Source organism: Corynebacterium sp. NPDC060344 (assembly GCF_042725215.1).
Classification (GTDB): domain Bacteria; phylum Actinomycetota; class Actinomycetes; order Mycobacteriales; family Mycobacteriaceae; genus Corynebacterium.
In genome coordinates, this window is the sequence record NZ_JBHXCS010000015.1 from 1 (window position 1) to 26287 (window position 26287).

Consider the following 26287-nt stretch of genomic DNA (forward strand, 5'->3'; position numbering starts at 1 on the left):
TGTCGCACGCATTTTTCCAAGAACCTCTCCGGCATGGTGTCCAAGACGCAGTGGCCGACGTTGTCGGCGATGTTTCAGACGGTGTTCCAGCAGGCTGATGCCGCCACCGTGTGGGCTCAGGCCCGTGAGGTAGTCGACTTCTGCCGCCAGAAATTCCCCCATGTGGCTGACTACCTGGAAGACCACCTTGATGAACTGCTGGCGTTTACCGCAGCGCCCAAGGCGGTGTGGGCGAAGGTGTGGTCGAACAATCCCACCGAGCGGCTCAACCGGGAGATTCGCCGGCGTACTGATGTGGTGGGGATCTTCCCCAACCGCCAATCGGTGATCCGGTTGGTCGGGGCCGTGTTGGCTGAGCAGCATGACGACTGGATCCAGCAGAAGCGCTACATGTCGTTGACTGCGTTGGGGCAGACGGCCGCGGCCATGGCCGACGGCGTCATAGACGCCGACGGCACCGCGGCCATGGGTGTGGGGGCGTTGGCGTGATCGGCGATTATTGCCCTGCTCGGGCAGGACCCGGATGCCGGTAGATAGTCCGGCTTATTCGAAAGGTACGTACACCACTTCCCTGGACTTGACCGCGGCAGCGTGGTGCTGCGACGGCGAAGTGGGCAGGTGCGGGGACGCCGGACACGGCGAAACCCGCCGTCCGGGGTGGGACGGCGGGCGTCGTAAAGCGAAAAGCGCGGGCAACTGCCGGCGCGCGGAAAAGCCGAGCTAGACCGAGAACTCGTCGGGCTTGCGGGGATCCCACAGGCCGGAACCGACGGGGACGTTCGCGGGATCGTCGCCCTCGGTGACAATGCGGTTGTTCTCGTCGACGAAGATGACGTGGGGCTTGATGGAACGGGCCTCATCGTCGCTCATCATGCCGTAACCGATGATGATCACCAGGTCACCGGGCGAAATGAGGCGGGCGGCGGCACCGTTGATCGAGATGATGCCCGACCCGCGCTCACCGGTGATGCAGTACGTGGTCAGGCGATTGCCGTTGTCGATGTCGACGATGTCGACCTGCTCGCCCTCGAGCAGATCGGCGGCCTCCATCAGATCGGCGTCGATCGTGCAGGAACCGACGTAATGCAGATCAGCCTGCGTCACGGTGGCGCGGTGGATCTTGGACTTCAGCATGGTGCGGAACATCAGCGGCCTCCCTCGGTCGCAGTGCCGGAATCGGCGGAGTCGGGTTCGGACTCGGAATGGGAATCGGAATCGGTGGTCCCGGCGCTGTCGCGCTCCGAAACCGGACGCCGCACCGTATCACCCTCAACGCCGCCGGCGCGAGAATCCATTCCCCCCGCGGCGGAAACCGCGGCAGATTCCGCACCAGCACCAGCACCGGGACCAGCCCCGAGCCCGGCGCCCCGCAGCCCCTCGCGGGCCTCGCGCTCGGCGCGGACCTCGTCGACGCGGGCCTTGAGGCGCTTGAGCTCGGCCATTTCCTCCTCGGTCAGCGGGCGGTCGTCGACGCCGGCGGCGGACAGCGCGGCCTGGGCGATCTCGCGGTCGCGGGTGTCGCCGAGCAGCACGCCGACGTTGTCGATCAGCCTGGTCGTGCCCACGCGCGCCGCCACGAGCAGCCGCGCCTCGCCTTCCACCGGCACCGGCCCCAGCCCGGGGCCGCGCAGCTCGAGGTAGTCGACGTCGACGTCGGGGCGCTCGGCGAGCACGGCGCGCGCGGTGGACAGCACGGCCTCCGCACCGTGGTCGCCGACGTGCGCGCCGGCGGTCAGTGCGGCGGACAGGGTGACGGCCAGCTCGCGGTCGTCGCCGGACAGGTAGCGGTTGCGCGAGCTCATGGCCAGGCCGTCGGCCTCGCGGATGACGGGCACGCCGTGGAGCTGCACGGGCATGTTCAGGTCGGTGACCATCTGCTGCATCAGCGCCAGCTGCTGGTAGTCCTTCTCGCCGAAGATCGCGTCGGTGCAGTTGGTGATGTTGAACAGCTTGTTCACCACGGTCAGCGCCCCGGCGAAGTGCCCGGGCCGCGTCGCGCCCTCGAGCTCGTCGGCGAGCGGGCCGGGCTGGACGGTGGAGCGGAACCCGTTGGGGTACATCTCGCGGGCGTTGGGGGCGAAGACGAGTTCGCAGCCGACGGCCCTGAGCTTGGCCACGTCGTCGTCGAGGGTGCGGGGGTACGCCTCGAAGTCCTCGCCCTCGCCGAACTGCAGGGGGTTGACGAAGATCGACACGACCACGACGGCCCGCGGCAGCGACTGCGCGGCGCGGACGAGTTCGAGGTGGCCCTCGTGCAGTGCGCCCATGGTGGGCACGAGGACGACGGGCCGCCCGGTTTTGCGCATGGCGCGCGTGACCTGGGCGATGCCCGCGATGGTGTCGTGGACGGTGATGTCTCCGGCGGTGTAGCCGCTCACTTTTCCTCCGAGATTGCCCGGGCGCCGGTGTGGCGTCCGTCGTGTTTTCCCCGGTGTCGCGGGGAACTCCCGGTAGACGGTAGTCCCCGGGGCGTCGCCGATCCTAGTCGGCCCCGCCGGTGGCGTCGGGGCGGTGGCCGAGCGCGCGCAGGACGGCGGCGGATCCCTTCAGCTCGGCGATGCGCCGCGCCAGGGCCCGGTAGGCGGGGGTTGCGCGGGGCAGTTCGTCGTCGATGACTCCGAGATGCTTGATGACGGTGTCCGCGTCATCCCTGGCAGCCGGCCCCGTCAGTGCGCGCGGCCCCCATTTCAGCGCGTTGTCCAGCGAGGCGTTGAGCAGCGGGCCGAGCAGGGCGGCGGCCTGTTCGCGGGCGGCGTCCGGCGAGTGGCCGGCGGCCGGGTCGCCGCCGTCGGAGATGGCGCGGGCCAGCAGTTCGACGGCGTCGGCGACGACGGCGCCGAGGTGGTTGGAGCCGTGGGCCATGGCGGCGTGGTACTGCGGCCGGCGGCTTTCGGGGATGGGGATGGCGCGGCCGCCGATTTCGGAGATGAGCAGTTCGGCGACGGTGCGGGACAGTTCGTCGCCGACGGTGACGCCCCAGGGGCAGCCGGCGAGGCGGTCGGTGTCGTCGGGTACGCCGGCGAAGGTCATGGCCGGGTGCGCGGCGATGGTCAGCGCGCCGGTCAGAGCGATGGGGTCGAGGACGGCGCGGCCCCGGGAGCCGGCGACGTGGACGACGATGCGCCCCGGCCCGACGTGCGGCACGATCTGCTCGACGACGCCGGGCAGCTCGGGATCCGGCACTGCCAGGATGATCAACTCGGCGTCGCGGGCGGCGGAGACGACGTCGGCGATGCGCGCCTGCGGCAGGCGGAGTGCGGCGCGGGCCCTGGAGGCGTCGGAACGGGCCACGACCGCGGTGACGGCGTGGCCCGCGCGGGCGAGGGCTTCGCCGACGGCGGTGCCGACCGCCCCGGTGGAGATCACCGCGACGGTCAGGCGGGGAGCTCCCGGCACCTGCGGCTACTCCCCGGAACCGTTGCGGGCCCGCATCTGGGCGAGCAGCTCGGCGACGGTCAGGCCGCCCTCGTGGTCCTCGGCGCGGCGGCGGCCGTGGCGGGAGCGGCGGCCGGAACCGGACGCCGCGTCGTCATCGGCGGTGTCGGCGGTGTCGGCGGTGCCGGTGGCGTCAGTGGTGTCGGCGGTCTCAGCGTGATCACCGGCGGCGTGCTCGGCGTCGGCCACATGGGCATCGACCTTCGGGAAGCCGGCCGTCTCGGCGGCGTCGGTCGAAGTCTCGGCGCCGGCCTTCTCCTCGGCCTCCGCCTCAGCCCGGGCCTGGGCGTCCGCATCGATGCGCGGCAGCACCGCGGTCGGGCGGGACTCGGCGGCGTCGGGATGCGGGCGGTACTGCGCCTTGGTCTCGGCCTTCTCGGCCTTCTCGGTCGCGTGGGCGTCGGTCTCCCCCTCCGCCTCCTGCCACGGCACGGCCTTGAACGAACCGGTGTTGAAACCGCCGCCGTAGGTGTGGCCGGGCACGCCGTTGTCCACGACGGGCACGTCGACCGGCTCGCGGTCGTCGCCGCCGCGGGCCTCGAAGGCCTCGTTCTCGTCCCATTCCTCGGGCACGCCGGCGACGGTGTGCTCGTCGTGCCCATCCACGTCACCCACGCCGTCCACGAGGTCGGCGCCATCGGCGCCGTGCAGCCCGTGCGGGCCGTGGTTGGTGTGCGTCCCGACCACGCCGTTCGCGGTGGCCGCCGCACGGTGCGCCGTGGCGCGCGGCTTCGGGCGCTGGTGCGACTCGGGGTCCTTCAGCGGCGACGCCGCCGGGGCATCGAGCTCGCGCAGGCGCTCGGCCCGGGCGCGCAGCGCGATGCGCTCCTCGTCCAGATCCGCGCCGAGCATCTCCGCGAGGTGCTCGCGCAGCGCGACGATCTCCGCGCGCAGCTGCATGATCGTGTCGTCCGACCGCGCGTCGAGCGAATCCAGGTAGTTCTGCTCGAGGATGAGCTCCTGCTCGCGGTGCGTGGCCAGTTCGCGGTCGAGCTCCAGGCCGTGCATGACCTCGAGGTCGGCGATGCGCTCGCGTTCGGCGGCGAGCTGGCGGCGGTAGCGCGTGACCAGCAGCGCGCCGATGACCGCGGCCCACAGGCCGGCGAGCACGGCGATCTTCATCCACCCGGTGGAGTCGGTGAACAGCATCACGACGCTGGCGACCACGGCCAGCGCGATGAGCGCCACCATCATCGCGGTGGCCACCTTGTCGGTGGCGTCGCCGTCGCCGGTGGCCGCGGGGCGGGCCTGGCCGGCCGTCCCCTCGGCGCGCTCGTCCCACTGCTCGACGTGCCCGGACTCGGCCACGTCGCGATCCTGCCCGTTTCGGTCCACGTCGAAGTCCTCCGGTTGAGTCATGTCCCCCAGCCTACCGACGGCGGCACCGGTTCCCCGCCCGACGCGGCGGGAGGTTCATCATCCGGGGGAAGCCGGCACGATCGCTCCAGCCACGACCCGGCCACCGCGAGCGCCACTCCGCTGGCCGCACCGACGACGAGCACGGGCCCGTCGTCGGCCGCGGCGGCCAGCTCGCCCCACCGCGGGATCGCCCAGGCCAGCGCCCCGGCGTAGATCCCACCGAGCACGGCGCCCAGCCACGCCGACGCGGTGCCGACGACCAGCCACCGCGCCATCGTCAGCGGCTGCACCTGGCTGCGGTCCTGGCCGACGCGGTCGTCGTCGAGCGCCGCGCGGATCCAGCGGGCGCCGGCGATGCACGCGAGCGTCAGCACCCACGGGAACAGCAGGTCCCACCAGCTGCGCGCGCCGATGTCGCCGTAGAACCGCCCGTAGAGCAGGTACCCCGCCAGCGCCAGCACCAGGGCAGTGACCAGCAGCGAAATCGGCGACGTCGGCTTGAGCTGGTTCACGGCCCCCAGCCCCCGGGGTCGCGGCGGACTGCGGCGACGTCGTCGTCGAGAAGCTTTGCGACGAGCCCCGCCACCGATTGCCCGCCCAACTGCGCGGCGGGGTCGGCGTCGAGCCACGGGACGAGCACGAAGGCGCGCTCGTGGGCGAACGGGTGGGGAAGGGTGAGGACCGGGTCATCCGAGGTGACCTCGGCGCCCGCCGGTTCCGGTGAGGAGTGCGCGGGCGCCGGGGCGTCGTCAAGCGACACGACCTGGACCACGTCGACGTCGAGGGTCCGCGGGCCCCAATGGACCTCGCGGACGCGGCCCGCGGCGTTCTCCAGCGACTGGCCGAAACGCAGCAGCTCGAGCGGGGTGCGGTCGGTGTCGACGATGAGGACGGCGTTGAGGAAATCGCCCTGCTCGACGCCTCCCCACGGCGGGGTGGCGAAGACGGCGGAACGGGCGACGGTCTCGGCGGCGAAGGCGTCGGCCACCCCGCGCAGCGCGGCACGGGCGTCGCCCAGATTCGCGCCGATGGACAGCACCGCGCGGATCATCGGCGCGTCTTCCTCGACCGGCGCGCGGTCACCGCGACGTCGCCGAACTCCAGCGGGATCGGGGCCTGCGGCTTGTGAATGGTGACCTCCACCGCATGGAGCAGCCCCGCATCGTCGCCGCCCATGAGCGTCTCGGCGATCTCGGTGGCCACCGTTTCGATGAGGTCGCGCGGCGGGCCCGCGATGATGTCGTGGGCGGTCTGCGCGACGGCGCCGTAGTCGACGGTGTCGGCGAGATCATCGCTGGCCGCGGCGGCGCCGAAGTCGAGCCACAGCGTGACGTCGCAGGAGAAGTCCTGGCCGTCGCGCTTCTCGTGGTCGAAGACGCCGTGGTTGCCGCGGACCTTCAGGCCCGTCAGGGCGATGCGGTCTGCCATGTCAGTTCCCCTCTCGCTGCATCGGCTTGTTGCCGCCGCCGGCCGGGTAATCGCCGTCGGCGGTCACTCCCTCGGGCGCGCGCCCGGCATTCCAGGCCGCGGCGACGTGGACGGCGTCGCGGCTGGCGGCCACCTCGTGGACGCGCACCGCCCACGCGCCGGCGGCGGCCGACAGCGCGGAGATCGCGGCGGTGGCGTCGTCGGCGTCGCGGGGCGCGCGCGGGGCGCCGTCGACGACGGTGGCGGTGAAGCGCTTGCGGCTGGCGCCGACGAGCACCGGGTGGCCCTCGGCAACAATCTCGGGCAGCGCGTGCAGCAGCGCCCAATTGTCGTCGGCGTTCTTGGCGAAGCCCAGACCCGGGTCCAGGATGATCCGCTCGGCGGGGATCCCCGCGGCCAGCGCCCGTTCGGCCAGCGAGCGCAGGTGGCCGCGGACCTCGGCGACGATGCCGTCCGCGGAAGGCTCCGCGCGGCCGGACGCCGATCCGAAGCGGTCGGTGCGCCAGTGCATCAGGCACACCGACACCCCGCCATCGGCACAGACGCCGAGCATGCGGGGGTCGGCCAGGCCGCCGGAGACGTCGTTGATGAGCACCGCACCGGCCTCGATCGCCGCCTCCGCGACGGCCGCGCGCATGGTGTCGACGCTGACGGGAATGCCCGCGGCGGCCAGGTCGCGCACGACGGGCACGACGCGGCCGAGCTCCTCCTCCGCCGCCACCCGCACCGCGCCGGGTCGCGTGGATTCGCCGCCGACGTCGATGAGGTCGGCGCCGTCGGCCATCAGCCGCTTGGCGTGGGCGACGGCGACGGTCGGGTCGTTCCAGCGGCCGCCGTCGGAAAAGCTGTCCTCGGTGACGTTGACGATGCCCATCACCAGGCACCGGTCGCGCTGCGGCAAAACGGGGGCCATCGCGGTCAGCGCCCCGTGATCAGCGACATCGCCTCGGCCCGCGACCGGGCGTCGGACTTGAACCCGCCGCGCACGGCGGAGGTGATGGTGGTCGCGCCCGGCTTGCGGATGCCCCTCATCGCCATGCACAGGTGCTCGCATTCGATGACCACGATCGCCGACGTCGGACGGAGCTTGTCGACGAGCGCATCGGCAACCTGTCCGGTCAGCCGTTCCTGGACCTGGGGGCGCTTGGCGTAGAGATCCACCAGCCGCGCCAGCTTGGACAATCCCGTCACGCGGCCCTCGGGGCCGGGGATGTAGCCGATGTGGGCCTTGCCGAAGAAGGGCACCAGGTGGTGCTCGCACGTGGAGTAGATCGGGATGTCCTTGACCAGCACCAGTTCCTGGTGGCCCTCGTCGAAGGTCTTGGCCAGCACCTCGGTCGGGTCGACGTGGAGGCCGGCGAAGACTTCGCGGTAGGCGCGGGCGACGCGGGCCGGGGTTTCCTTCAGGCCCTCGCGCTCGGGGTCCTCGCCGACGGCCAGCAGCAGTTCGCGCACGGCCGCTTCGGCGCGGGCCTGGTCGAACGTGCCGATTTCGTCGCCGCGTTCGGCGGCGATGTCCGGGTGGACCTCATCGTCGCGGTGGTCGTAGTTCATCGCGGGTCCTCCGATCCGCTCGTGCCGGCATCGGGGGTCTCGTCGGGGCGCGGGGGCACCGGGTCGGACGCGCCCGGCAGGCCCGTCGAACCCTGGTCACCCTCGGCGCGGTGCCGGCCGCCGCCGGGGGCGGGGAACTCGCGCGTCGGCTCCGAATCCGTGGCGCCGAGGGGGCGTCCCTGAGGGGCGTCGTCGCGCTTCTTCGGGGTTTCGCGGTGCTCGGGCTGCTCGCGCTCGGGCAGGCGGAAACCACGGGGCTCGGCCGGCTGCTGGGGCTGGTGGCTCTGAGGCGTCTGGCCCTGCTGGTTCTGGCCCTGCTGGTCATGCCCCTGCTGGTTCTGGTTCGGGCGCTCCCACCCGGTCGGCGCCGGGTAGTTGGCGGCACCCGGGTGTCCCGCAGGCGTCGTCGGCTGGCCGGACTGGCCGGGCTGGTTGGGCGCGCCCTGCTGTCCCGGCTGGCCCTGCTGGCCCGACTGACCATAGGGGCGCGCCGTACCGCGGGCAGCGCCGCCGTCCTTCGGCGGCCATCCCGGGACCGTCCAATCCGCCGGCGGCGGGGTGCCTCCGTAGACCGGGACATTGCGGCGATCGGGCTGGCCCGGTCGAGCCTGCTGGCCCTGCTGGCCCACATGACCCGGCTGGCCCTGCTGGCCCGGAAGATGCCCGGAACCCGGGAGGGCATGCTGGCCCTCGCCGGCGCCCTCGGCTCCCCCGCCGTCGCCCTCGCCCATCGGGCGATCCTGGCGGCGCGGGCGCACCGGCGCGAAGATGTTCTCGCGGCGCGGCGGCTCCTCGCCGCGCTCGATGGCCAGCTCCACCGGGGTCTTCACCGGCTCGCGGCCATCGCGCGGGTGGCGCTTGTCGGTGTCCAGGAAGTCGAGGCGCTCGCGGATGCGGACGTCGGTGAACATCGCTTCCAGATCCGGGCGGCGCAGCGTCTCCTTCTCCAGCAGCTTCTCCGCCAGCTCGTCGAGGATGTCGCGGTTTTCGCGGAGGATGTCGTAGGCCTCGTCATGCGCCTTCGAGATGAGCCCCCGCACCTCCTCGTCGATCTTCGCCGCAACCGCCGGCGAGTAGTCCAGCTGGCCGGAACCGCCGCGGCCGACGAACGGGTCACCGGCTTCCTCGCCGTACTTCACCGGCCCCAGAGACGCGGTCATGCCGTATTCGGTCACCATCGCCCGGGCGATCTTCGTGGCCATTTCGATGTCGGCGGAGGCGCCCGTCGTCGGCAAGCCGAAGACCAGCTCCTCGGCGGCACGGCCGCCCATGGCGAAGACCAGCCGCGCGAAAAGCTCCGGCAGGTTGTACATGCCCTTGTCGTCCTCGGGCACCGTCATCGCGTGGCCGCCGGTGCGGCCGCGGGCGAGGATGGTCACCTTGTACACGCGCTCGATGTCCTTGAGCGCCCACGCGGCCAGGGTGTGGCCGCCCTCGTGGTACGCGGTGACCTTCTTCTCCTGCTCGGAAATCACCTTCGACGTGCGGCGCGGCCCGCCGACGACGCGGTCGACGGCCTCCTCCAGCGCATCGGCGGTGATCACGTCGCCGTTGACGCGGGCGGTGAGCAGCGCGGCCTCGTTGAGCACGTTCTGCAGATCGGCGCCGGACATGCCGGCGGTGCGCTTGGCCAGCGACTCCATGTCGGCGTCGGGGCCCAGCGGCTTGTTGCGCGCGTGGACCTCGAGGATCGCCTTGCGGCCGGCCATGTCGGGGGCGCCGACGGGGATCTGGCGGTCGAAGCGGCCCGGGCGCAGCAGCGCCGGGTCGAGGATGTCGGGGCGGTTGGTCGCCGCCATGATGATCACGCTGGAGCGGTCCGAGAACCCGTCCATCTCCACGAGCAGCTGGTTGAGCGTCTGCTCGCGCTCGTCGTGGCCGCCGCCCATGCCGGCGCCGCGCTGGCGGCCGACGGCGTCGATCTCGTCGATGAAGATGATGCAGGGGCTGTTTTCCTTGGCCTGGTTGAACAGGTCGCGCACGCGAGAGGCGCCGACGCCGACGAACATCTCCACGAAGTCGGAGCCGGAGATCGTGTAGAACGGCACGCCCGCCTCGCCGGCCACCGCACGGGCCAGCAGCGTCTTGCCGGTGCCGGGCGGGCCGTAGAGCAGCACGCCGCGCGGGATCTTCGCGCCCAGCGCCTCGTAGCGGGCGGGGTTCTGCAGGAAGTCGCGGATCTCGTCGAGCTCCTGGACGGCCTCGTCGGCGCCGGCGACGTCCTCGAACGTGTTGGTCGGCTCCTCCTTGTTCAGCATCTTCGCCTTGGAGTTGCCGAACCCGAACATGCCGCCGCGCCCGCCCTGCATGCGGCTGAACACCCACATGATCAGGATGAAGAAGATCAGCATCGGCAGCAGGAAGCCGAGGGTCGACATCAGGAACGATTCCTGCGTGACCTTCGTCGTGTACTTGTCCATGCCCTGCGCGCCGGAGACCTTCTCGAAGATCCGGTCGGCGGCCCGCGCCGGGTACTGCGCCATGACCTCCTTGACGTCCTGGGTCTCCTCGACCTCGATGCCGTCCTTCAGCGTCAGGCGCAGCCGCTGCTCGCGGTCGTCGATCTGCGCTTCGGCGACGTTGCCGGCGTCGATCTGCTGCAGCGCCACCGACGTGTCGACCTCGCGGAACGACCGCGTGTCGTCGGTGAGGGTGGTCACCGCGAAGATGAGGAGGAGGAAGATGCCGACGATGCCGGCGATCCGGAAGACCTTGTTCTTGTCCATGGAGGGGCTTGGCCTTGGCTTTCTCGGGTGGTGTCGGGGCCTGGTCGCGGCGACCGGCGGCCGGGGTCAGCTCTGGTAGACGCGCGGGTGCAGCGTGCCCACGTAGGGCAGGTCGCGGTAGCGCTCCGCGTAGTCGAGGCCGTAGCCGATGACGAACTCGTTGGGGATGTCGAAGCCGATGTCGGCGATGTCGAGCTTCGCCGTCAGCGCGTCGGGCTTGCGCAGCAGGGTGACCACTTCCAGCGACCGCGGGTTGCGGTTGCGCAGGTTCTTCATCAGCCACGACAGCGTCAGGCCGGAGTCGATGATGTCCTCGAGGATGATGACGTCGCGGCCTTCGATGTCGCGGTCGAGGTCCTTGAGAATGCGCACGACGCCCGACGACGACACGGAGTTGCCGTAGGACGACACCGCCATGAATTCCATCTGCGTCGGGCGGTTGAGCTCGCGGGCGAAGTCGGTCATGAAGAACACGGCGCCCTTGAGCACGCCCACGAGGATGAGGTCTTCCTCGGCGTCGGCGTGGCTCTCGTTGACGCGGGCGGCCATTTCGGCGATGCGCGCGCGCAGCTCGTCTTCGGAGATCAGGATGGCCTCCACGTCGGCCCCGTACGGGTTGTCCGGAACGTTGAAGTCCTTGACGTCATGCATGCGGTCGTCCTTTCCGCCCGGGCGCGCCGGCGGTTGCTTCCTGGGGATCGTTTCGGGGTCGCTTCGCGGCGGGGCCCGGTGAACCCCGCGACACTGCCAGAGTGCCACCTTTTCGGTGCGCCTCCAACCTGCATCCCGGCTGATCGGGGGTTTCGGCGGAGGGCAGGGCGACGGGGCCTAGGCCGCGGTGCCCGACGACGAGCTTATCCAGCGCCGCGACGTGCGCGGCGGTCAGCGCCGACGCGCCGTTGGCCTCGGCCCATTTCTTCAGGGTGCGGGTGCGCACGGCATCGGGTTGCGTGACGACGACGCCGACCGACAGCTCCCCCACCCCGCCCGTGCCATCGGCCGTTGGGCCGGTGGCCGACACGGCGTCGGCCAGCACCCGGTCCGCCCACTCGTCGAGGGCGGCGGCATCGGAGCGGACCAGGTCGGCGGTGCGCGCGAGATTGGCGGCGACGCCGGGGCCGAGGAGCTCCTCCATCATCGGCAGCACCGAGGCGCGGGCGCGCACGCGGGCGTAGCGGGGATCGGCGTTGTGTGGGTCGTGCCACGGCTCCACGCCGAGTTCGGCGCAGGCGGCCTCGGTGTCGGCGCGGCGCAGCGGCCCGCCAGCCGAACCAGCCGAGCCGGAGAATCCGGAGAAGAGGAACGGACGCATCACGCGCACGCCGTCGTCCCACGTCCGGTCGGCCGCCATCCCGGACAGGGCGCCGGTGCCGGCGCCGCGCGCCAGCCCCAGCAGCACCGTCTCCGCCTGGTCGTCGAGGGTGTGCGCCAGCAGCAGCGGGGCTCCCCGATCGCCGGCGACGCGGTGGAGAGCGGAATGGCGGGCGGCGCGGGCGGCGGCCTCCGGCCCCTCCCCCGCACCATCGATCCCGCCGGGCACGTCGACGCGGATGACCTCGGCGGTCGCGCCGAACCCGCGGGCCAGGGCCGCAGCGCGCTCGGCCACGTCGGCGGAGCCCTCCTGGAGCCCGTGGTCGACGACGACGGCATGCACCCCACCGGGAATCTCGGCGGCGCACGCCGCGGTCAACGCCAGCGAATCCGCCCCTCCGGACAACCCGACCACGACGCGGGTGGGGGGCGGGCTGGACGCACGCGGGCCGTCGTCAAGCACAAGTACGCCCCGCACGGCCCGGCGCGCCCGCAGGAACGCGGGGCTGCGGCGGGGCCAAAACGGGGCTGCGGTCATGCGGACAGAGTAGATCAGCCGCCGGATCGCCTTAGTCGGTGGCGATGACGCCGCCCTTGGCAATGCGATCCATCGCCGTGAGCAGCACCCGCTCCTGCGTCATGCGCGCGACGACCTGCACCGGCACGCCGGTGACCGGCTCGACGACGACGCCGGCCGGGAAGCCGAGGAGGTTCCACACCGACACGAAGGGCGCGTAGCGCATGTTGGACACCATGTTCGCCGACCACGGCCGCGAGTTCCACGGTCCGTCCGACGGCGGCTCGGTGGCCAGCGCCGGGGTGATCAGGACGTTGTCGCCGGGCAGGAACTTCTCCATCTTCGACCGGGCGCGCACCACCTGGCGGTCGGAAATCGACCAGCGCAGCGAGCGGCCGATGCGCGCGTGGATGCGGTTGCGCCACTCGAGGTGGTCGGGCAGGCCCTCGGCCGCCAGGGAATCGGCGACGCCCGCCGACCAGCGCGCGAGCATCGGCAGCGGGTTGACCGGGTACGGGGCTTTCGCCTCGCGCACCGGCAGGCCGGCGTCGCCGAGCGTCTTCGCCGCGTGGCGCGCCGCCTCCTTCCACTCCGGCTGCGCGCCGAAGCCCGCCACCGGCGACGACAGGTCGAGGATCGCACCGAAGTCGGCCGGCAGCGGCGCCTCGACGGCGTCGACGTGGCCGCGGGTGAGCTCCCGCATGAGCAGCGTCAGGTCGTCATTGTCCTGCGCGATGACGCCCTGCACCGCCATGCCGTACCAGTCGTTGCCGCCGATGTGGCCCGGCACGATGCCCGGCGTCGCCTTGATGGTGGACAGGTTGCAGGCCGCCGCCGGGATGCGCAGCGAGCCCATGCCGTCGTTGCCCTGCGCGAACGGCACCATGCCCGCCGCCACCGCGGCCGCCGCACCGCCCGAGGACCCGCCGGGCGTGCGGCCCGGGCGGACGGGGTTGCGCGTGATGCGACCGGGCACGTCGGTGGTGCCCCACGTGCAGAACTGCGGGTTCGCCGTCGTGCCCACCGGAATCGCGCCGGCCTCTTCCAACCGTGCGACCACCGGGTTGTCCCGGTCGGTGTTCTGCTTCAGCGCGAAGGGCACGCCCGCCAACCCGAGGTCGGCGAGATCGGGGCGCTTGGCCAGCTCCCGCGCCTGCGAGATCGCGCGATCCGCCCACACCTCGGCGAAGGCGTTGATCGCCGCGTCTTCGGCGGCGATCCTGTCGAGCGATTCGCGCACGGCCTCCTCCGGCGTCATCTGCCCGCCGCGCACGCGCGCGGCGATCTCCCGGACGGTGGGCTGGGTCGGCGGCTGGATCGGGTCCATCATCTCTCCTGGGCTATCGGCGTTTGGGGCCACCGTAGACCAGATTGTTTCTCCGCCGATTGCTTTTCGACGGATACGCGCAGATCAGCCAGCGCACGATCAGGAGCAGCGCACGATCAAGAGATGTCGCGGAGCTTCGCGGCCGTGGCGTCGGCGGCCGCGCGGGCGGGCAGCAGCGACGCGTCGTTGGAGAGCAGGACGAACGTGAGCACGTCGCCGCCCTTGGTCACCGTGTAGCCGGCCAGCGCGGAGGTGCCGTCGAGCGTGCCCGTCTTCGCCCGGACCCAGCCCGCGCCACCGGAACCGGCGTAGCGCCCTGCCAGCGTGCCGGACACGCCGCCGACGGGCATGGAATCCAGCAACGGGCGCAGCGCGGCGGCGGTGTCTCCGTCGCCCGCCGCGGCGAGCAGCACCCGGTCGAGCTGCGCCGGAGTGACGCGGTCGTCCACGCTCAGGCCGCTGGAGTCGGCGAGGTTGGCCGCCGACGAGCCGGAGGTCTCCAGGCCCAGGCCATGCTCGGCCAACGTGTCCGCGACCGCCTTGGCCGCGCCGGCGAAGTCCGGCGCCAATCCGCGATCGATGGCGACCTCGCGTGCGAGCGACTCGGCCAGGACGTTGTCGGACTTGGTCATCATCTGGTGGACGCGCTCCGACAGCGGCGCCGACTCCACCGACGCGAGCACCTCGGGCTCGGCGCCGTTGCCGCCGCCGAACTTCTGCGACGAGGACTCCTCCGGGGCCAGGACCTCGACTTTCGCACCACCCAGCGCCGCCGCCAGGGCCTGGCCCGCACCCGCCGCCGGATCCGGCGTGCGGCGCGCGTCCTCGCGGTCCAGGGCCAGCCGGGCGCCGTCGACCATCACCGGCTCGACCGGTGCGATGTAGCCGGCCTGGATGCCCTCGCGATCCCACGTCGAATGAAAGGTGACGCGGAACAGCGAGCGGTCGACGTACACCGTCGACGGAACTGCCGGAGCTGCCGGACCCGACTCACCTGCCTGACCAGCTGCCTCACCGGAGCCCAGCGACGCCCGGACACCCTCGGCGAGCTCCGCGATCGACGCCGACCCCGGGTAGAAGCCGGCGCCGTCGACGCTCAGCGTCGGATCGCCCGCACCGACGAGCACCACGCCATCCTGTCCGGGGTAGCGCACCACCCGCGTGGTCACCGTCTTATCGTGGTCCAGCTGCAGCAGCGCCGCCGCGGCGGTCAAGATCTTCAGCGACGACGCCGGCCGCGTCGGCTGCCCCGCCCCCTGTTCCCACAACGTCGCCCCCGACGCCGCCGACGACACGATCGCCGTCAACTCCCCCAGCGCCGGATCGCCCGCGGCACCGTCCATCACCGCCGCGACCTGCGCCGCCAACTCCGACTCGTCGGCGGACGGGGCGGACGAGGGGCCGTCGTCAAGCCCCTGCGCAACCCCCGCAGGCCCCAACGGCGCCGCCACCCCCGGGACCTGCGGCGCATCGGCCACCGTCACCCGATTCGCATTGACCGCCAGCCCCGCCACCACGATCACGCACACCACGACGGCGAACGCGGCGACGGACAACATCCACCCGACGGTGCGGCTCACGGGGCTCCTCCCAAGGCACGGGCAACGGCAACGACTAAGATGGAACCACTGTAGGCGCCGGCGCCGGCGCACCGCACGACACCACACCAGAGGAGCCATCCACATGACCATCGAGGTCACCATCGAGATCCCGAAGGGCCAGCGCAACAAGTACGAGGTCGACCACGAGACCGGCAAGGTCTACCTCGACCGCTACCTGTTCACCCCGATGTCCTACCCGGCCGACTACGGCTACATCGAGGACACCCTCGGCGAAGACGGCGACCCGCTGGACGCGCTGGTCGTGCTGCCCGAGCCGGTGTTCCCGGGCGTGATCGTGAAGGCCCGCCCGGTCGGCGTGTTCAAGATGACCGACGAGGCCGGCGGCGACGACAAGCTGCTTTGCGTCCTCGACGACCCGCGTTTCGAGGACTTCCAGGACGTCGGCGACATCTCCCAGTTCACCCTCGACGAGATCGAGCACTTCTTCGTGCACTACAAGGACCTCGAGCCCGGCAAGGAGGTCAAGGGGTCCGGTTGGGGCGACAAGGCCGAGGCCGAGCGCATCCTCGCCGAGGCCATCGAGCGCCACAAGCACTAGTTCCGGCGGATTCGGGGCGAGGTTCCGGGGCGGGGTTCCGGGGCGGGGTTCCGGCGTTGCCCGCCCGGACCTGGCCCGCTGGTTTCCGGCGCCGGCCGTCCCCGATCCCCCTTCGACCCGCCGCATGCCCAGCGCGTGCGGCGGTTTTTCGCATGTCCGGGGTTCGCAGGCCCGGGTTCTCGCAGGTCCGGCTCCCCGCCTTGCTTCACGACGGCCACTCCCCACCCCCTCCGCCGCGCCCGTCCCCGTTGCCACGCCTCACCACTTCGCCGCCCACCAGATCACGATCGGGAGCCCACATCGCGATCTCGTCAGATCTGCAGCCCCGCCGACGCCCACGAGTGTGCGGTACGGGCCCCTCAGCGCACACTCGTCAAATGTGCAGCCCCGCCAGCGCCCAGGAATGTGCGGTACAAGCCCCTCAGCGCACACTCGTCAGACGTGCAGCCCTGGAGGAGCTCTCCCCTCTCGGATTTCGGCCCGCCGCCACCGCCGACCTCCCCGTTTCGTGTCAAGGAGATACCAACGGCGCGTCGATAACCACATTTCCCCAGGTCGCGTTATTCGCTGGCACCCATAGGGCACGAAACGTCACCGACGACGAGCTGAGCGCCCCGTCGGCGCGCCCGCCGACGCCGACGAGTGTGCGGTACAGGCCCCACAGCGCACACTCGTCAGATGTGCAGCCCCACCAGCGCCCACGAGTGTGCGGTACAGGCCCCACAGCGCACACTCGTCAGATCTGCAGCCCCGGCGGTCGGCGGGCGGTGGTCAGTCTCCGATGCGGTCGCCGGAATCGCCGTCGAAGAGGTGGACGCGGCGGGCATCCGGCACCACCCGGAGGCCATCGCCGGCGGAGATGCCATGGCCACGCTCACGGCGCACCGCGATCTTCGCGCCGGCCGGACCCACGCCGTGGATGATCGACTCGGCGCCGAGCTCCTCGACCTGGGTCACATCGATCTCGATGAAGGAATCGGACTCGCTCTGCACCGACGATCCCGCGCCAGTCCCACGATCGGCGGTAGTGCCGGTGGCCGCAGATGTGGCGGTGGCCGCGGTTGCACCGGCTGTACCGGCGCCCGCGGCGGAGGCGGCGCCCGCGGCGGAGGTGGCGGAGAAGTCCGCCCCGACCGCCACGTCCTCCGGGCGGAACCCGACGGTGACGCGGCGCCCCTCGGTCTGCCGCGCGCCCAAGGGCACCACCGCCCCACCGTCGAGCACGACTACGTCCCCGCGAACGACGCCGGGCAGCAGATTCATCGACGGCGACCCGATGAACCCGGCGACGAAGGCATTGGCCGGCCGGTCGTAGAGGACCGCCGGGGTATCGGCCTGCTGCAGCACGCCCTCGCGAAGTACGGCAACGCGATCGCCCATGGTCATGGCCTCGACCTGATCGTGGGTCACGTACACGGTGGTCGTGCCCAGGCGGCGCTGCAGCGCGGAAATCTCGCCGCGCGTCTCCACCCGCAGTTTCGCGTCGAGGTTGGACAGCGGCTCATCCATGCAGAACACCGCGGGCTCGCGCACGATCGCCCGCCCCATGGCCACGCGCTGGCGCTGCCCGCCGGACAACGCCGCCGGCTTGCGGTGCAGGAAAGACTCGAGCTGCAGGATCCGGGCGGCCTCGCCGACGCGGGCATCGATGTCCGCCTTGGGCACCTTCTGGTTGCGCAGCGCGAAGCCCATGTTCTGGGCGACCGTCATGTTCGGGTACAGCGCGTAGTTCTGGAACACCATGGCGACGTCCCGGTCCTGCGGCCGCACGCCCGTCGCGTCCAGACCGCCGATGTGGATGCTGCCGCGGTCGACCGGCTCGAGGCCCGCGAGCATCCGCAGCGACGTCGACTTCCCGCAGCCCGACGGGCCGACGAGGACCAGGAACTCGCCGTCGGCGATGTCCAGGTCCAGGGAGTCGACGGCGGGTGCGCCGTCCTTGCCGAAAATGCGCGTGGCCCCGTCGAAGGTGACGCCCGCCATGAATGCTCCTCGCAAAAGATTGGGCCGGCCGGGAATCCGGCCGGGTGAAACCGGACCCGAGCTACAGCTTCGGCTCGATGTCGCGCTCGTAGATGGTGGTCAGCTCGCCTTCCAACGACGACATGGTCGACTCGATGGCCGCGCCGGACAGCAGGATCGTCTCCAGCGCGTCGCCGATCTTGCGGTCGCCGTTGGGGATGAACACGCGGGCGTTGTCCTGCGGGCGCGTCTTCGGCAGCTGCTCGACGGCGGTGCGGAAGTTCGGGTTCTCGTCCATGAACTTCTTCTGCTCCGGGTCGTCGACGGCGTCCTTGCGCACCGGCATGTAGCCGACGTTGCGGGACCAGTACGCGGTGTTCTCGGTGTTGGTGATGAAGTCGATGAACTTCGCCGCGTTGTTCTGGCGCTCCTCCGAGATCCCCGCGGGGATGGCCAGGCCGGCGCCGCCGGTCGGGCAGCCGCCGTCGCCCTTCGGGTTGGGCAGGAACGCGGTGCCGACCTCGAAGTCGGCGGTCTCGTTGATGCCGGCCAGGTCGCCGGTGGAGGCGACGATGGAGCCGAGCACGCCGGTGCCGAACTCGTTGGCGATGTCGTTGGACACGGTCGCCCACCCGTCGTCGACGGTGGACTTCAGCCACTCGACGGCCTTGATGGTCTCGGGGCTGGTCAGCTTCATGTCCCAGCCGTCGGAGTAGCCGCCGCCGAGGGTCCACAGCGGCCCCTCGAAGGTCCACGACAGGTAGTCGACGGCGTTGCCCCAGCCGTGGGCGCGCTCGCGGCCGGACAGCTTGCCCTGCAGGGTCTTGCCCCACTCGGTCATTTCTTCCCAGGTCTCGGGGCCGCGGTCGGGCAGTCCGGCTTCGCGCCACAGGTCCTTGTTGTAGTAGAACAGCGGCGTCGAACGGGCGAAGGGCATGGCGAAGTGCCCGCCGTTGAGCGCGTAGTCCTCGTAGAGGCTGTCGACGTAGGTCGAGGTGTCCACGCCGGCGCGCCCGGCTACGTCGTCGATGTTGGCGATCTGGCCGTTGAGCGCGAAGTTGAACCACCACACGTCGGACAGCACGACGACGTCGGGCAGGTCGGTGCCGGACAGGGCGGCGTTGAACTTCTGGCCGAGCTCCTCGTAGTTCTTGCCGCCGTCGACGAGGCGGACCTTGAGGTCGGGGTTCTCCTTCTCGAACCGCGAGATCAGCTCTTCTTCGACCGCTTTCGAGCTGGCGGGGTGGTTGGACCACCAGACGATGGTGTTGGCGTCGCCTTCCGCTCCTCCGCCATCGCCGTTGCCGCCGCCGGTGCCGGCGCAGGCGGTGAGGGCGGCGCCGGCGCCGGTGAGGCCCAGCAGCGCGAGGAAGGTGCGTCGGTTGACGCCGGTGGGCAGGCGGTGCGAGTTGTCGTTCATGGGGTTCCTTTCGGGTTCGACGCCCGGGAGGGGGTCGTCGTCAAGCAATGCGGGGGTGGCGCTGCCGGGCTTTGCGACGGCCCCACGGGCGGCGCGGGACCCGGTGCCAGGTGCGCGGAGACGGCGCTCATCCCTTCACCGCACCCGAGGTCAGGCCCTTGATCATGTATTTCTGCAGGGCCAGGAACAGCAGGAGAACGGGGATCATGGTCATGATCGTCGCGGCCATGACCGGCCCCCAGTTGGAGACGCCGTCGTTGTTCTGCAGCATGGTCAGGCCCACCGGCAGCGTCGCCGAGGCTTCCGTTTCGGCCATGAGGAACGGCCAGAGGTACTGGTTCCACTCGTTGACGATGGTGATCATGGAAAACGCCACCAGCGTCGGCAGCGAGATGGGCAGCAGCACCTGGAACAGCAGGCGGAACGGGCCGGCGCCGTCCATGCGGGCGGCCTCGACGATCTCGTGCGGGATGGACATGAAGTGGTTGCGCATGAGGAACGTGCCGAAGGCGATGCCCGCCAGCGGGATGATGATGCCCTGGTACGTGTCGCGCCACCCCAGCTGGCTGACCAGCGCGTAGTTGGAGATCACCGTGACCTCGCTGGGCACCATCAGCGCCGAGATGACCACGATGAACACCACGTTGCGGCCGGGGAACCGCAGGATCGACAGCGCGTAGGCGGAGATGACGCCCAGCACGATCTTGATGGTGCACAGGATCACCGTGATGATCACCGAGTTGCGGAAGTACGCGGCGAACGGCACGCGCTCGGTGGCGTCGCCGTAGTTGTCCGGGTGCCACTGCTCCGGGATCCACCGCACGGGGATGGAGTAGATGTCGCCGTGCTGCTTGAGGCTGGTCAGGACGATCCAGATCAGGGGCAGCCCGATGAAGGCCACGGCCAGCGCCATGCCCAGGTAGCCGACGATGCGCCAGCCGATGCCGCGTTCGGTGCCGATCATGCCCGCACGTTCTCCTTGTCCATGTAGCGCACCTGGATCAGCGTGACCACCAGGAGAATGAGGAAGAGGATCGTGGCGATGGTCGCGCCGTAGCCCGCGCGGAAGTTGAGGAAGGTCTCGCTGTACACCTGGAAGACCAGGGTGGTGGTGCCGTCGCCCTGCGGGCCGCCGCGGGTCATGGTGTTGATGATGTCGAACACCTGCACCGAGTTCAGCGTCACCGTGATGGACAGGAAGAACGTGGTCGGCCGCAGCTGCGGCAGCGTCACGCGCCGGAACCGCGTCCATGCGCCGGCGCCGTCGATGGCGGCGGCCTCCGACAGGTCGCGGCTGAGGCCCTGCAGCGCGGCGAGGTAGATGACAAAGGTGTAGCCGAGGTTCTTCCACACGAACGTGAACGTCACCATGAACAGGGCCCACTTCGGGTCCTGGTAGAAGTTCGGGCTGGCGACGCCGATGCGGCCGAGCAGGTCCTGGACCAGGCCGAAGGTCGGGTCGAAGACGAACTGGAAGGCCACGCCGATGGCCGCGCCGGAGATGACGAACGGCGCGAAGACCATGGACCGCACGGCGTTGCGGCCGCGCAGCTTCTGGTCGAGCAGCATGGCCAGGATCAGCCCGAGGACCATCGACCCGGCGACGGCGAAAAAGGTGAAGAACACCGTGTTGAACAGGATCTTCGGCGTATCCGACCGCGTCGCCCATTCGACGTAGTTGTCGATGCCGATGAAGCGCGACGTCGGCGACGAGATGTTCCAGTCGAAGAACGACAGCCGGATGTTGTCCAGCAGGGGGCGGTAGGTGAACACCGCCAGCAGGATCAGGTTGGGGGCCAGCAGCGCCGCCGCCAGCAGCCATTCCCTCCTGCGCGCGGTGCGGGCCCGTGCCCGCAGGCGCCCTTCGTCGATCCCTGTTCTTTCCACGACTGCTTAGCCTGTCGCGCCCGGGTGGAATCGCGGCAACGGGTGAATGAACACTTGGCAACGGATAGGCAACCGTTGGGCGACGGATAGGCGGCCGCACAGTCGCCACGTGCGCACCGGCCCCGTGACGCCCGCCCGCCCCTTCCCTACAATCGGCGCCATGGAATTCATCCCGGTTAGCGAAGTTCCCGACGACGCGCAGATCATCGACGTCCGCTCGAAGATGGAGTGGGACGAGGGCCATGCGGTGGGCGCCGCGCACATGCCCATGGAGGAGGTGCCGTCGCGCTACGGCGAGTTCGATTTCGATCGCGACATCTATCTCATCTGCAAGTCGGGCGGCCGCTCGGCGCAGGTGTGCCAGTGGTTGGAGATGAACGGCATCGACGCCATCAACATCTCCGGCGGCATGATCGATTGGGAGCATGCCGGCCGCCCGATGGAGAAGGGCTGATCCGGCCGGGTAGCCCGCAGCTGTCCGTTCCTGCTGCTTTACGACGGCCCGTCGCAAAGCAACCGCCCCCACCGACTATTTCGGTGGGGGCGTCCCCATTATCGCCGTAAATCCGGTCGGCCCTATGATGGGTGCATGCCAACGAAAAATGATTCCCGGGACCGCCGCCCGGCCCCGACGATGCCGGAGGCGGTGACGTCGACGGCCGCGTGGGCGATCCAGCGCCTGGATGCGCAGCTCAGGGCCGCGATCGACGGCGTGCTCGCCGAGCGCGCCGACGACCTCGCGCTGACCGTGCGCGGCTACTGGCTGCTCGAGGCGATCGGCGCGGAGCCGGCGCATTCGCAGCGCGAATTGTGCGATCTGCTGGGCATCGACCGGTCCGACATGGTGCGCCTGGTCGACGTCCTCGAGGAGGCCGGCCTGGTCGAGCGCGTCCGCGACACCGCCGACCGCCGCCGCCAGCTCATCGGCCCCACCCGCTCCGGCGCGGCGCTGCGCGACTCCATCCGCGGCGGCATCGCCGAGGCGGAGGCCCGCGTCTTCGCCGGCGCCCCCGCCCCCATGCGCGAGGCGCTCGCCGCTGCGCTGGAGGGCAAGGCGGGAGAGACTGAGCCGGAAACTGAAGCTGGAACCGAGGCTGAAACCGAGCCCAAGACAGAGGCCCCGGCCCCGAAGAAGCCGAAGAAGAAGCGCAAGAACAAGAAGAAGGGCGGCAAGCGGCAGTGAGCGACATGACCGGTCCGGTTGACCCCATCCCCATTTCCGCGCGGTACCTGCGCGGGGACCTGGCGGCGCCCGAGCGCACGCTCATGGACATCCTGCGGGCGACGGCCGCCGAGCACCCCGAGGCGGCGGCGCTCGACGACGGCGACGTGGTGATGACCTACTCCGATCTCCTCTCCGAGATCGACGAGACAGCCGCGTGGCTCGGCGCCAACGGCATCGGCGCCGGCGATCGCGTCGGCGTGCGCATGCCCTCGGGCAACCGCGAGCTGTACGTGGCCATCCTGTCCATCCTCGCCGCCGGCGCGGCCTACGTGCCCGTCGACGCCGACGACCCCGACGAGCGCGCCGAGATGGTCTTCGGCGAGGCCGGCATCGCCGGCTGGTTCGGCGCCGATGGCCTGCACCTGACGCCGGGCCACGTCGCCGCGGAGCCCGCGCGGGAGCCGGGGCCGGACGACGACGCGTGGATCATCTTCACCTCGGGGTCGACGGGCAAGCCGAAGGGCGTGGCGGTCACCCACCGCAACGCCGCGGCGTTCGTCGACGCCGAATCGCGCCTGTTCCTCGTCGACCACCCCGACGGCCCGCTGGGCCCGGAGGACCGCGTCCTCGCCGGCCTGTCCGTCGCCTTCGACGCCTCGTGCGAGGAGATGTGGATCGCGTGGGCGCACGGCTCCTGCCTGGTCCCCGCGCCGCGGTCACTGGTGCGCTCGGGCATGGACCTGGGCCCGTGGCTGATCTCGCGGTCGATCACGGCGGTGTCCACCGTCCCGACGCTGGCCGGCCTGTGGCCCGCCGAAGCGCTGGATTCGGTGCGGCTGCTCATCGTCGGCGGCGAGGCCTGCCCGGCGGAGCTGGTCGAGCGCCTGTCCACGCCGGAGCGCGAGGTCTGGAACACCTACGGCCCCACCGAGGCCACCGTCGTCGCCTGCGCCGCCAAGCTGGAGCCGGGCGAGCCGGTGACCATCGGCATTTCCCTCGACGGCTGGGATCTGGTCGTCGTGGACAAGGACGAGAAGCCCGTCGCGGCCGGCGAGGTCGGCGAGCTGGTCATCGGCGGCGTCGGCCTGGCCCGCTACCTCGACCCCGAGAAGGACGCGGAGAAGTACGCCCCCATGCCGACCATCGGCTGGGACCGCGCCTACCGCACGGGCGATCACGTCCGACTGGAGCCGGAGGGCCTGCATTTCGTGGGCCGCGTCGATGACCAGGTGAAGATCGGCGGCCGCCGCATCGAGCTCGGCGAGGTGGAGGCCCATCTCGCCGCGCTGCCGGGCGTGACGCAGGCCAGCGTGCAGGTCCGCCAGGCCGCGGGGCAGGACATCCTGGTCGGCTACGTCGGCGCCGGCGGCGATGCGGCCAACGTCGACGCGGAGGCCTCGATGCAGCGCCTGCGCGCCGAGATGCCCGCAGCGATGGTCCCGCGCCTGCACGTCATGGACGAGTTGCCGGTGCGCACCTCGGGCAAGGTTGACAAGGCCGGGCTGCCCTGGCCGCTGCCGACCGACGCCTCCGGAGCCGCCGACGATTCCGCCCTCGAGGGCCTGGACCCCATCGAGGCGTGGCTGTCGGGCATTTGGGCCGAGGTCCTCGCCGTGCCCGCCCCGGGTGCGGCGGCGGATTTCTTCGCGCTCGGCGGCACGTCGCTGGCCGCGGCGACGGTCGTCGCCCGCATGCGCGAGCGTGCCCCGCAGGTCGCGGTCCGCGATCTCTACGATCATCCGCGCCTGGGCCGGCTCGCCGAGGAGCTCGGTTCGCGCGGTCTCTCGCTTGACGACGACTCCGCGACCGGCACGGCGGACCGTGAGCCGAAGCGCGTCGTCAAGCCGGTCCCCCGGGCCACGCGCCACGCGCAATCCCTGGCGATGGTGCCGTTGCAGACCATCCGCGCCGCGAAGTGGATGACGTGGCTGGCGGTGCTCAACGCGATCGCCCACGGGCTGGGTTCGCAGTTCGCGCTGCCGGTGCCGTGGTGGCTGGCGGTGGTGCTGGCGGTGCTGTTCATCACGCCGCTGGGCACGCTGCCGCTGACGGCGCTGGCCACCCGCGCGCTCATGCGCGGCGTGGAGCCCGGCGACCACCCGCGCGGCGGCACGGTGCACATGAAGCTGTGGGCCGCCGAGCGCCTGGCGGATGCGTCGGGCGCCCGCGGCGTCGGCGGGGCCCCGTGGATGCTGTGGTACTCCCGGGCGCTGGGGGCGAAGGTGGGCAAGGGCGTGTCCCTGCACACCCTTCCGCCGGTCACCGGCTTCGTGGAGCTCGGCGACTACTGCTCCGTCGAGCCGGAGACCGACATTTCCGGGTACTGGGTCGACGGCGACGTGGTGCACGTCGGCCGCATCCGCATCGGCGCCGAGGCCCGCGTCGGCGCGCGGTGCACGCTCATGCCGGGCACCGTCGTCGGCGAGGCCGCCCACGTCGAGGCCGGCTCGTGCGTGACGGGCGTGAAGAAGGTCAAGGCCGGCGCCCGCTGGTCGGGCTCGCCCGCGCGCAAGGTCGGCCGCCCCAAGCGCCGCTTCCCCGTCGAGGCCCCGCCGCGGCGCGGGTACTGGCTGCCGATCTACGGCGCCTCCGCGCTGGTGCTGGCGATGGTGCCGGTGGCGGCGCTGGCCACGGCCGCCGCGGTCATCGGGTCCGGTGCCGCGCCGGCGACGACGTGGGCCGGTGCCATCGGCCTGGCCTTCGCGTGGACGGCGCCCGCGGCGGTTGCGGCGGTGGCGGTCTACGCGCTGCTGACGCTGATCCTGGTGCGGCTGCTGTCCATCGGGCTTACCGCCGGCGTCCACCCCGTCCGCTCCCGCGTGGGCTGGCAGGCGTGGGCCACCGAACGGCTCATGGACGCCGCGCGCACCGACCTGTTCCCCCTCTACGCCTCGCAGCTGACCCCGTGGTGGCTGCGGGCGCTGGGCGCGAAGGTCGGGCGCGACGCGGAGATCTCCACCGCCGTGGTGCTGCCGAAGTTCACCGACATCCGCGAGGGCTCCTTCCTCGCCGACGACACGATGGTCGGCGGCTACGAGCTCGGCAGCGGATGGCTGCTGCTCGAGGAGACCCGCATCGGCCGCCGGTCGTTCCTGGGCAATTCCGGCATCGCCGGACCCGGCCGCAAGCTGGGCAAGAACTCCCTGGTCGCCGTCCTGTCGTCGACCCCGAAGAAGGCCAAGGCGGGGTCCAACTGGTGGGGATCCCCGCCGGAGCGCCTGCGCCGCGTTGCCGTCGAGGTCGATGGCGGCGAGGACCGCACCTACCGGCCGGGCGCCGGGGTGAAGGCCGCGCGAGGGGCCGTCGAAACGCTGCGTTTGCTCGCCCCGATCACCTCCCTGGCCCTGGCGCTGCTGGTGCTGCTGGCGATGCAGGGCGCGGCGCTGGGCATCATCGCGCTCGCCGACGGCATGGTCGGCGTCGACGGACGGGACCTGCTCGCCGTCGTGGTCGGCCTGGCCGCGGCGTGGTTCGTCGGGTCGCCGGTGCTGCTCATCGTGGGCATGCTGGCGATGCTCATCACCGTGGCCATGAAGTGGATCTGCGTGGGCACGCACAAGAAGGGCGAGCACGCCCTGTGGAGCCGCTTCGTGTGGCTCGACGAGCTGCAGGACACCTTCGTCGAAACCGTCGCCGCGCCCTGGTACCTGATCCCGGGCAACAGCACCGGCGGCCTGAACCGCGCGCTGCGCTGGCTCGGCGCCGACGTCGGCCACGGCGCGTGGCTCGAGTCCTACTGGCTGCCCGAGACCGACCTGATCCGCATCGGCGAAGGCGCCACCGTCGGCCGCGGCTGCGTGGTGCAGACGCACCTGTTCCAGGACCGCGTCATGAGCCTCGACACCGTCGAGCTCGCCCCGGGCGCCACCCTCGGCCCGCATTCCGTGGCGCTGCCGGCCTCCCGCCTCGGCGAGTCGACGACGATCGGCCCCGCGTCGCTGGTCATGCGCGGCGACGTCGTCCCCGCCGGCACCCGCTGGCAGGGCAATCCCATCGAGCCGATGAAGGACGCGAAGGGGTCAAAGGGGTAGCAGGG

General features: G+C 71.4%; 22 protein-coding genes and 1 pseudogene. 5 read left to right on the plus strand and 18 right to left on the minus strand.

Annotation, left to right across the window (positions count from 1 at the left end; all coding sequences use genetic code 11):
• Positions 1 to 489 (plus strand): transposase (locus ACFWGD_RS12400; RefSeq protein WP_377779000.1); only part of this gene is annotated, 489 nt, incomplete at its 5' end.
• 231 nt (positions 490 to 720) lie between these two features.
• On the opposite strand, the gene panD is transcribed toward ACFWGD_RS12400, so the two are convergent.
• From panD to dacB, 14 genes and pseudogenes are all read right to left on the minus strand, one after another.
• Complete coding sequence (gene panD, locus ACFWGD_RS12405; protein ID WP_377779001.1) at positions 721 to 1146, minus strand: aspartate 1-decarboxylase; 426 nt, start codon at positions 1144 to 1146, stop codon at positions 721 to 723.
• A gap of 311 nt (positions 1147 to 1457) precedes the next feature.
• A pseudogene (gene panC / locus ACFWGD_RS12410) lies at positions 1458 to 2378 on the minus strand (pantoate--beta-alanine ligase); the annotation flags it as partial.
• 103 nt (positions 2379 to 2481) lie between these two features.
• On the minus strand, positions 2482 to 3396 hold the full coding sequence (locus ACFWGD_RS12415) for a Rossmann-like and DUF2520 domain-containing protein (RefSeq protein WP_377779002.1): 915 nt from the start codon (positions 3394 to 3396) through the stop codon (positions 2482 to 2484).
• A gap of 6 nt (positions 3397 to 3402) precedes the next feature.
• Entirely contained in the window at positions 3403 to 4794 is a 1392-nt protein-coding gene (locus ACFWGD_RS12420) for a DUF6779 domain-containing protein (RefSeq protein ID WP_377779003.1), read from the minus strand.
• The gene (locus ACFWGD_RS12425; protein ID WP_377779004.1) at positions 4791 to 5306 is read right to left on the minus strand and encodes a DUF3180 domain-containing protein; all 516 of its coding nucleotides are present in this window, start codon (positions 5304 to 5306) and stop codon (positions 4791 to 4793) included. Before ACFWGD_RS12425 ends, ACFWGD_RS12420 begins: the two co-directional genes overlap by 4 nt.
• Complete coding sequence (gene folK / locus ACFWGD_RS12430; RefSeq protein WP_377779005.1) at positions 5303 to 5845, minus strand: 2-amino-4-hydroxy-6-hydroxymethyldihydropteridine diphosphokinase; 543 nt, start codon at positions 5843 to 5845, stop codon at positions 5303 to 5305. Before folK ends, ACFWGD_RS12425 begins: the two co-directional genes overlap by 4 nt.
• Positions 5842 to 6222 carry a dihydroneopterin aldolase gene (gene folB, locus ACFWGD_RS12435; protein WP_377779006.1) on the minus strand — a complete coding sequence of 127 codons (381 nt, stop codon included), beginning with the start codon at positions 6220 to 6222 and terminating at the stop codon, positions 5842 to 5844. The genes folK and folB overlap by 4 nt, the downstream gene beginning before the upstream one ends.
• Before the next feature lies 1 nt (position 6223).
• A complete protein-coding gene (folP, locus tag ACFWGD_RS12440; RefSeq protein WP_377779007.1) occupies positions 6224 to 7135 on the minus strand; it encodes a dihydropteroate synthase in 912 nt (303 codons plus the stop codon).
• A 5-nt stretch (positions 7136 to 7140) separates the two neighbouring features.
• Complete coding sequence (gene folE, locus ACFWGD_RS12445; protein WP_377779008.1) at positions 7141 to 7776, minus strand: GTP cyclohydrolase I FolE; 636 nt, start codon at positions 7774 to 7776, stop codon at positions 7141 to 7143.
• Positions 7773 to 10502 (minus strand): ATP-dependent zinc metalloprotease FtsH, encoded by a 2730-nt coding sequence (ftsH, locus tag ACFWGD_RS12450; protein WP_377779009.1) that lies wholly within the window; start codon positions 10500 to 10502, stop codon positions 7773 to 7775. Before ftsH ends, folE begins: the two co-directional genes overlap by 4 nt.
• 66 nt (positions 10503 to 10568) lie before the next feature.
• Complete coding sequence (hpt, locus tag ACFWGD_RS12455) at positions 10569 to 11153, minus strand: hypoxanthine phosphoribosyltransferase (protein WP_377779010.1); 585 nt, start codon at positions 11151 to 11153, stop codon at positions 10569 to 10571.
• Positions 11146 to 12351: a tRNA lysidine(34) synthetase TilS gene (tilS, locus tag ACFWGD_RS12460; RefSeq protein WP_377779011.1), complete on the minus strand. Its 1206-nt coding sequence runs from the start codon at positions 12349 to 12351 to the stop codon at positions 11146 to 11148. Before tilS ends, hpt begins: the two co-directional genes overlap by 8 nt.
• A 31-nt stretch (positions 12352 to 12382) precedes the next feature.
• Entirely contained in the window at positions 12383 to 13660 is a 1278-nt protein-coding gene (locus tag ACFWGD_RS12465; RefSeq protein WP_377779012.1) for an amidase, read from the minus strand.
• Positions 13661 to 13773: 113 nt separating this feature from the next.
• Positions 13774 to 15237, minus strand: a complete 1464-nt coding sequence (dacB, locus tag ACFWGD_RS12470; protein ID WP_377779013.1) for a D-alanyl-D-alanine carboxypeptidase/D-alanyl-D-alanine-endopeptidase — start codon at positions 15235 to 15237, stop codon at positions 13774 to 13776.
• A gap of 103 nt (positions 15238 to 15340) precedes the next feature.
• Between dacB and ACFWGD_RS12475 the strand changes: the two genes are divergently transcribed.
• On the plus strand, positions 15341 to 15817 hold the full coding sequence (locus ACFWGD_RS12475) for an inorganic diphosphatase (RefSeq protein WP_377779014.1): 477 nt from the start codon (positions 15341 to 15343) through the stop codon (positions 15815 to 15817).
• Between the two features lie 771 nt (positions 15818 to 16588).
• Here ACFWGD_RS12475 and ACFWGD_RS12480 read toward each other — a convergent pair.
• The 4 genes from ACFWGD_RS12480 to ACFWGD_RS12495 form a co-directional block, all read right to left on the minus strand.
• On the minus strand, positions 16589 to 17800 hold the full coding sequence (locus ACFWGD_RS12480; RefSeq protein ID WP_377779015.1) for an ABC transporter ATP-binding protein: 1212 nt from the start codon (positions 17798 to 17800) through the stop codon (positions 16589 to 16591).
• A gap of 61 nt (positions 17801 to 17861) precedes the next feature.
• Positions 17862 to 19199 (minus strand): ABC transporter substrate-binding protein, encoded by a 1338-nt coding sequence (locus ACFWGD_RS12485; protein ID WP_377779016.1) that lies wholly within the window; start codon positions 19197 to 19199, stop codon positions 17862 to 17864.
• Between the two features lie 127 nt (positions 19200 to 19326).
• Positions 19327 to 20163, minus strand: coding sequence for a carbohydrate ABC transporter permease (locus tag ACFWGD_RS12490; RefSeq protein WP_377779017.1), 837 nt, complete (start codon positions 20161 to 20163; stop codon positions 19327 to 19329).
• The gene (locus ACFWGD_RS12495; RefSeq protein ID WP_377779025.1) at positions 20160 to 21056 is read right to left on the minus strand and encodes a carbohydrate ABC transporter permease; all 897 of its coding nucleotides are present in this window, start codon (positions 21054 to 21056) and stop codon (positions 20160 to 20162) included. Before ACFWGD_RS12495 ends, ACFWGD_RS12490 begins: the two co-directional genes overlap by 4 nt.
• A 190-nt stretch (positions 21057 to 21246) precedes the next feature.
• On the opposite strand from ACFWGD_RS12495, the gene ACFWGD_RS12500 reads away from it, so the two are divergent.
• The 3 genes from ACFWGD_RS12500 to ACFWGD_RS12510 all read left to right on the plus strand — a co-directional run bounded on the left by ACFWGD_RS12500 (position 21247) and on the right by ACFWGD_RS12510 (position 26282).
• Positions 21247 to 21540 carry a rhodanese-like domain-containing protein gene (locus tag ACFWGD_RS12500; protein WP_377779018.1) on the plus strand — a complete coding sequence of 98 codons (294 nt, stop codon included), beginning with the start codon at positions 21247 to 21249 and terminating at the stop codon, positions 21538 to 21540.
• Positions 21541 to 21675: 135 nt separating this feature from the next.
• Complete coding sequence (locus tag ACFWGD_RS12505; protein ID WP_377779019.1) at positions 21676 to 22269, plus strand: MarR family winged helix-turn-helix transcriptional regulator; 594 nt, start codon at positions 21676 to 21678, stop codon at positions 22267 to 22269.
• 5 nt (positions 22270 to 22274) lie between these two features.
• Positions 22275 to 26282, plus strand: a complete 4008-nt coding sequence (locus ACFWGD_RS12510) for a Pls/PosA family non-ribosomal peptide synthetase (protein ID WP_377779020.1) — start codon at positions 22275 to 22277, stop codon at positions 26280 to 26282.
• Positions 26283 to 26287: the final 5 nt, after the last annotated feature.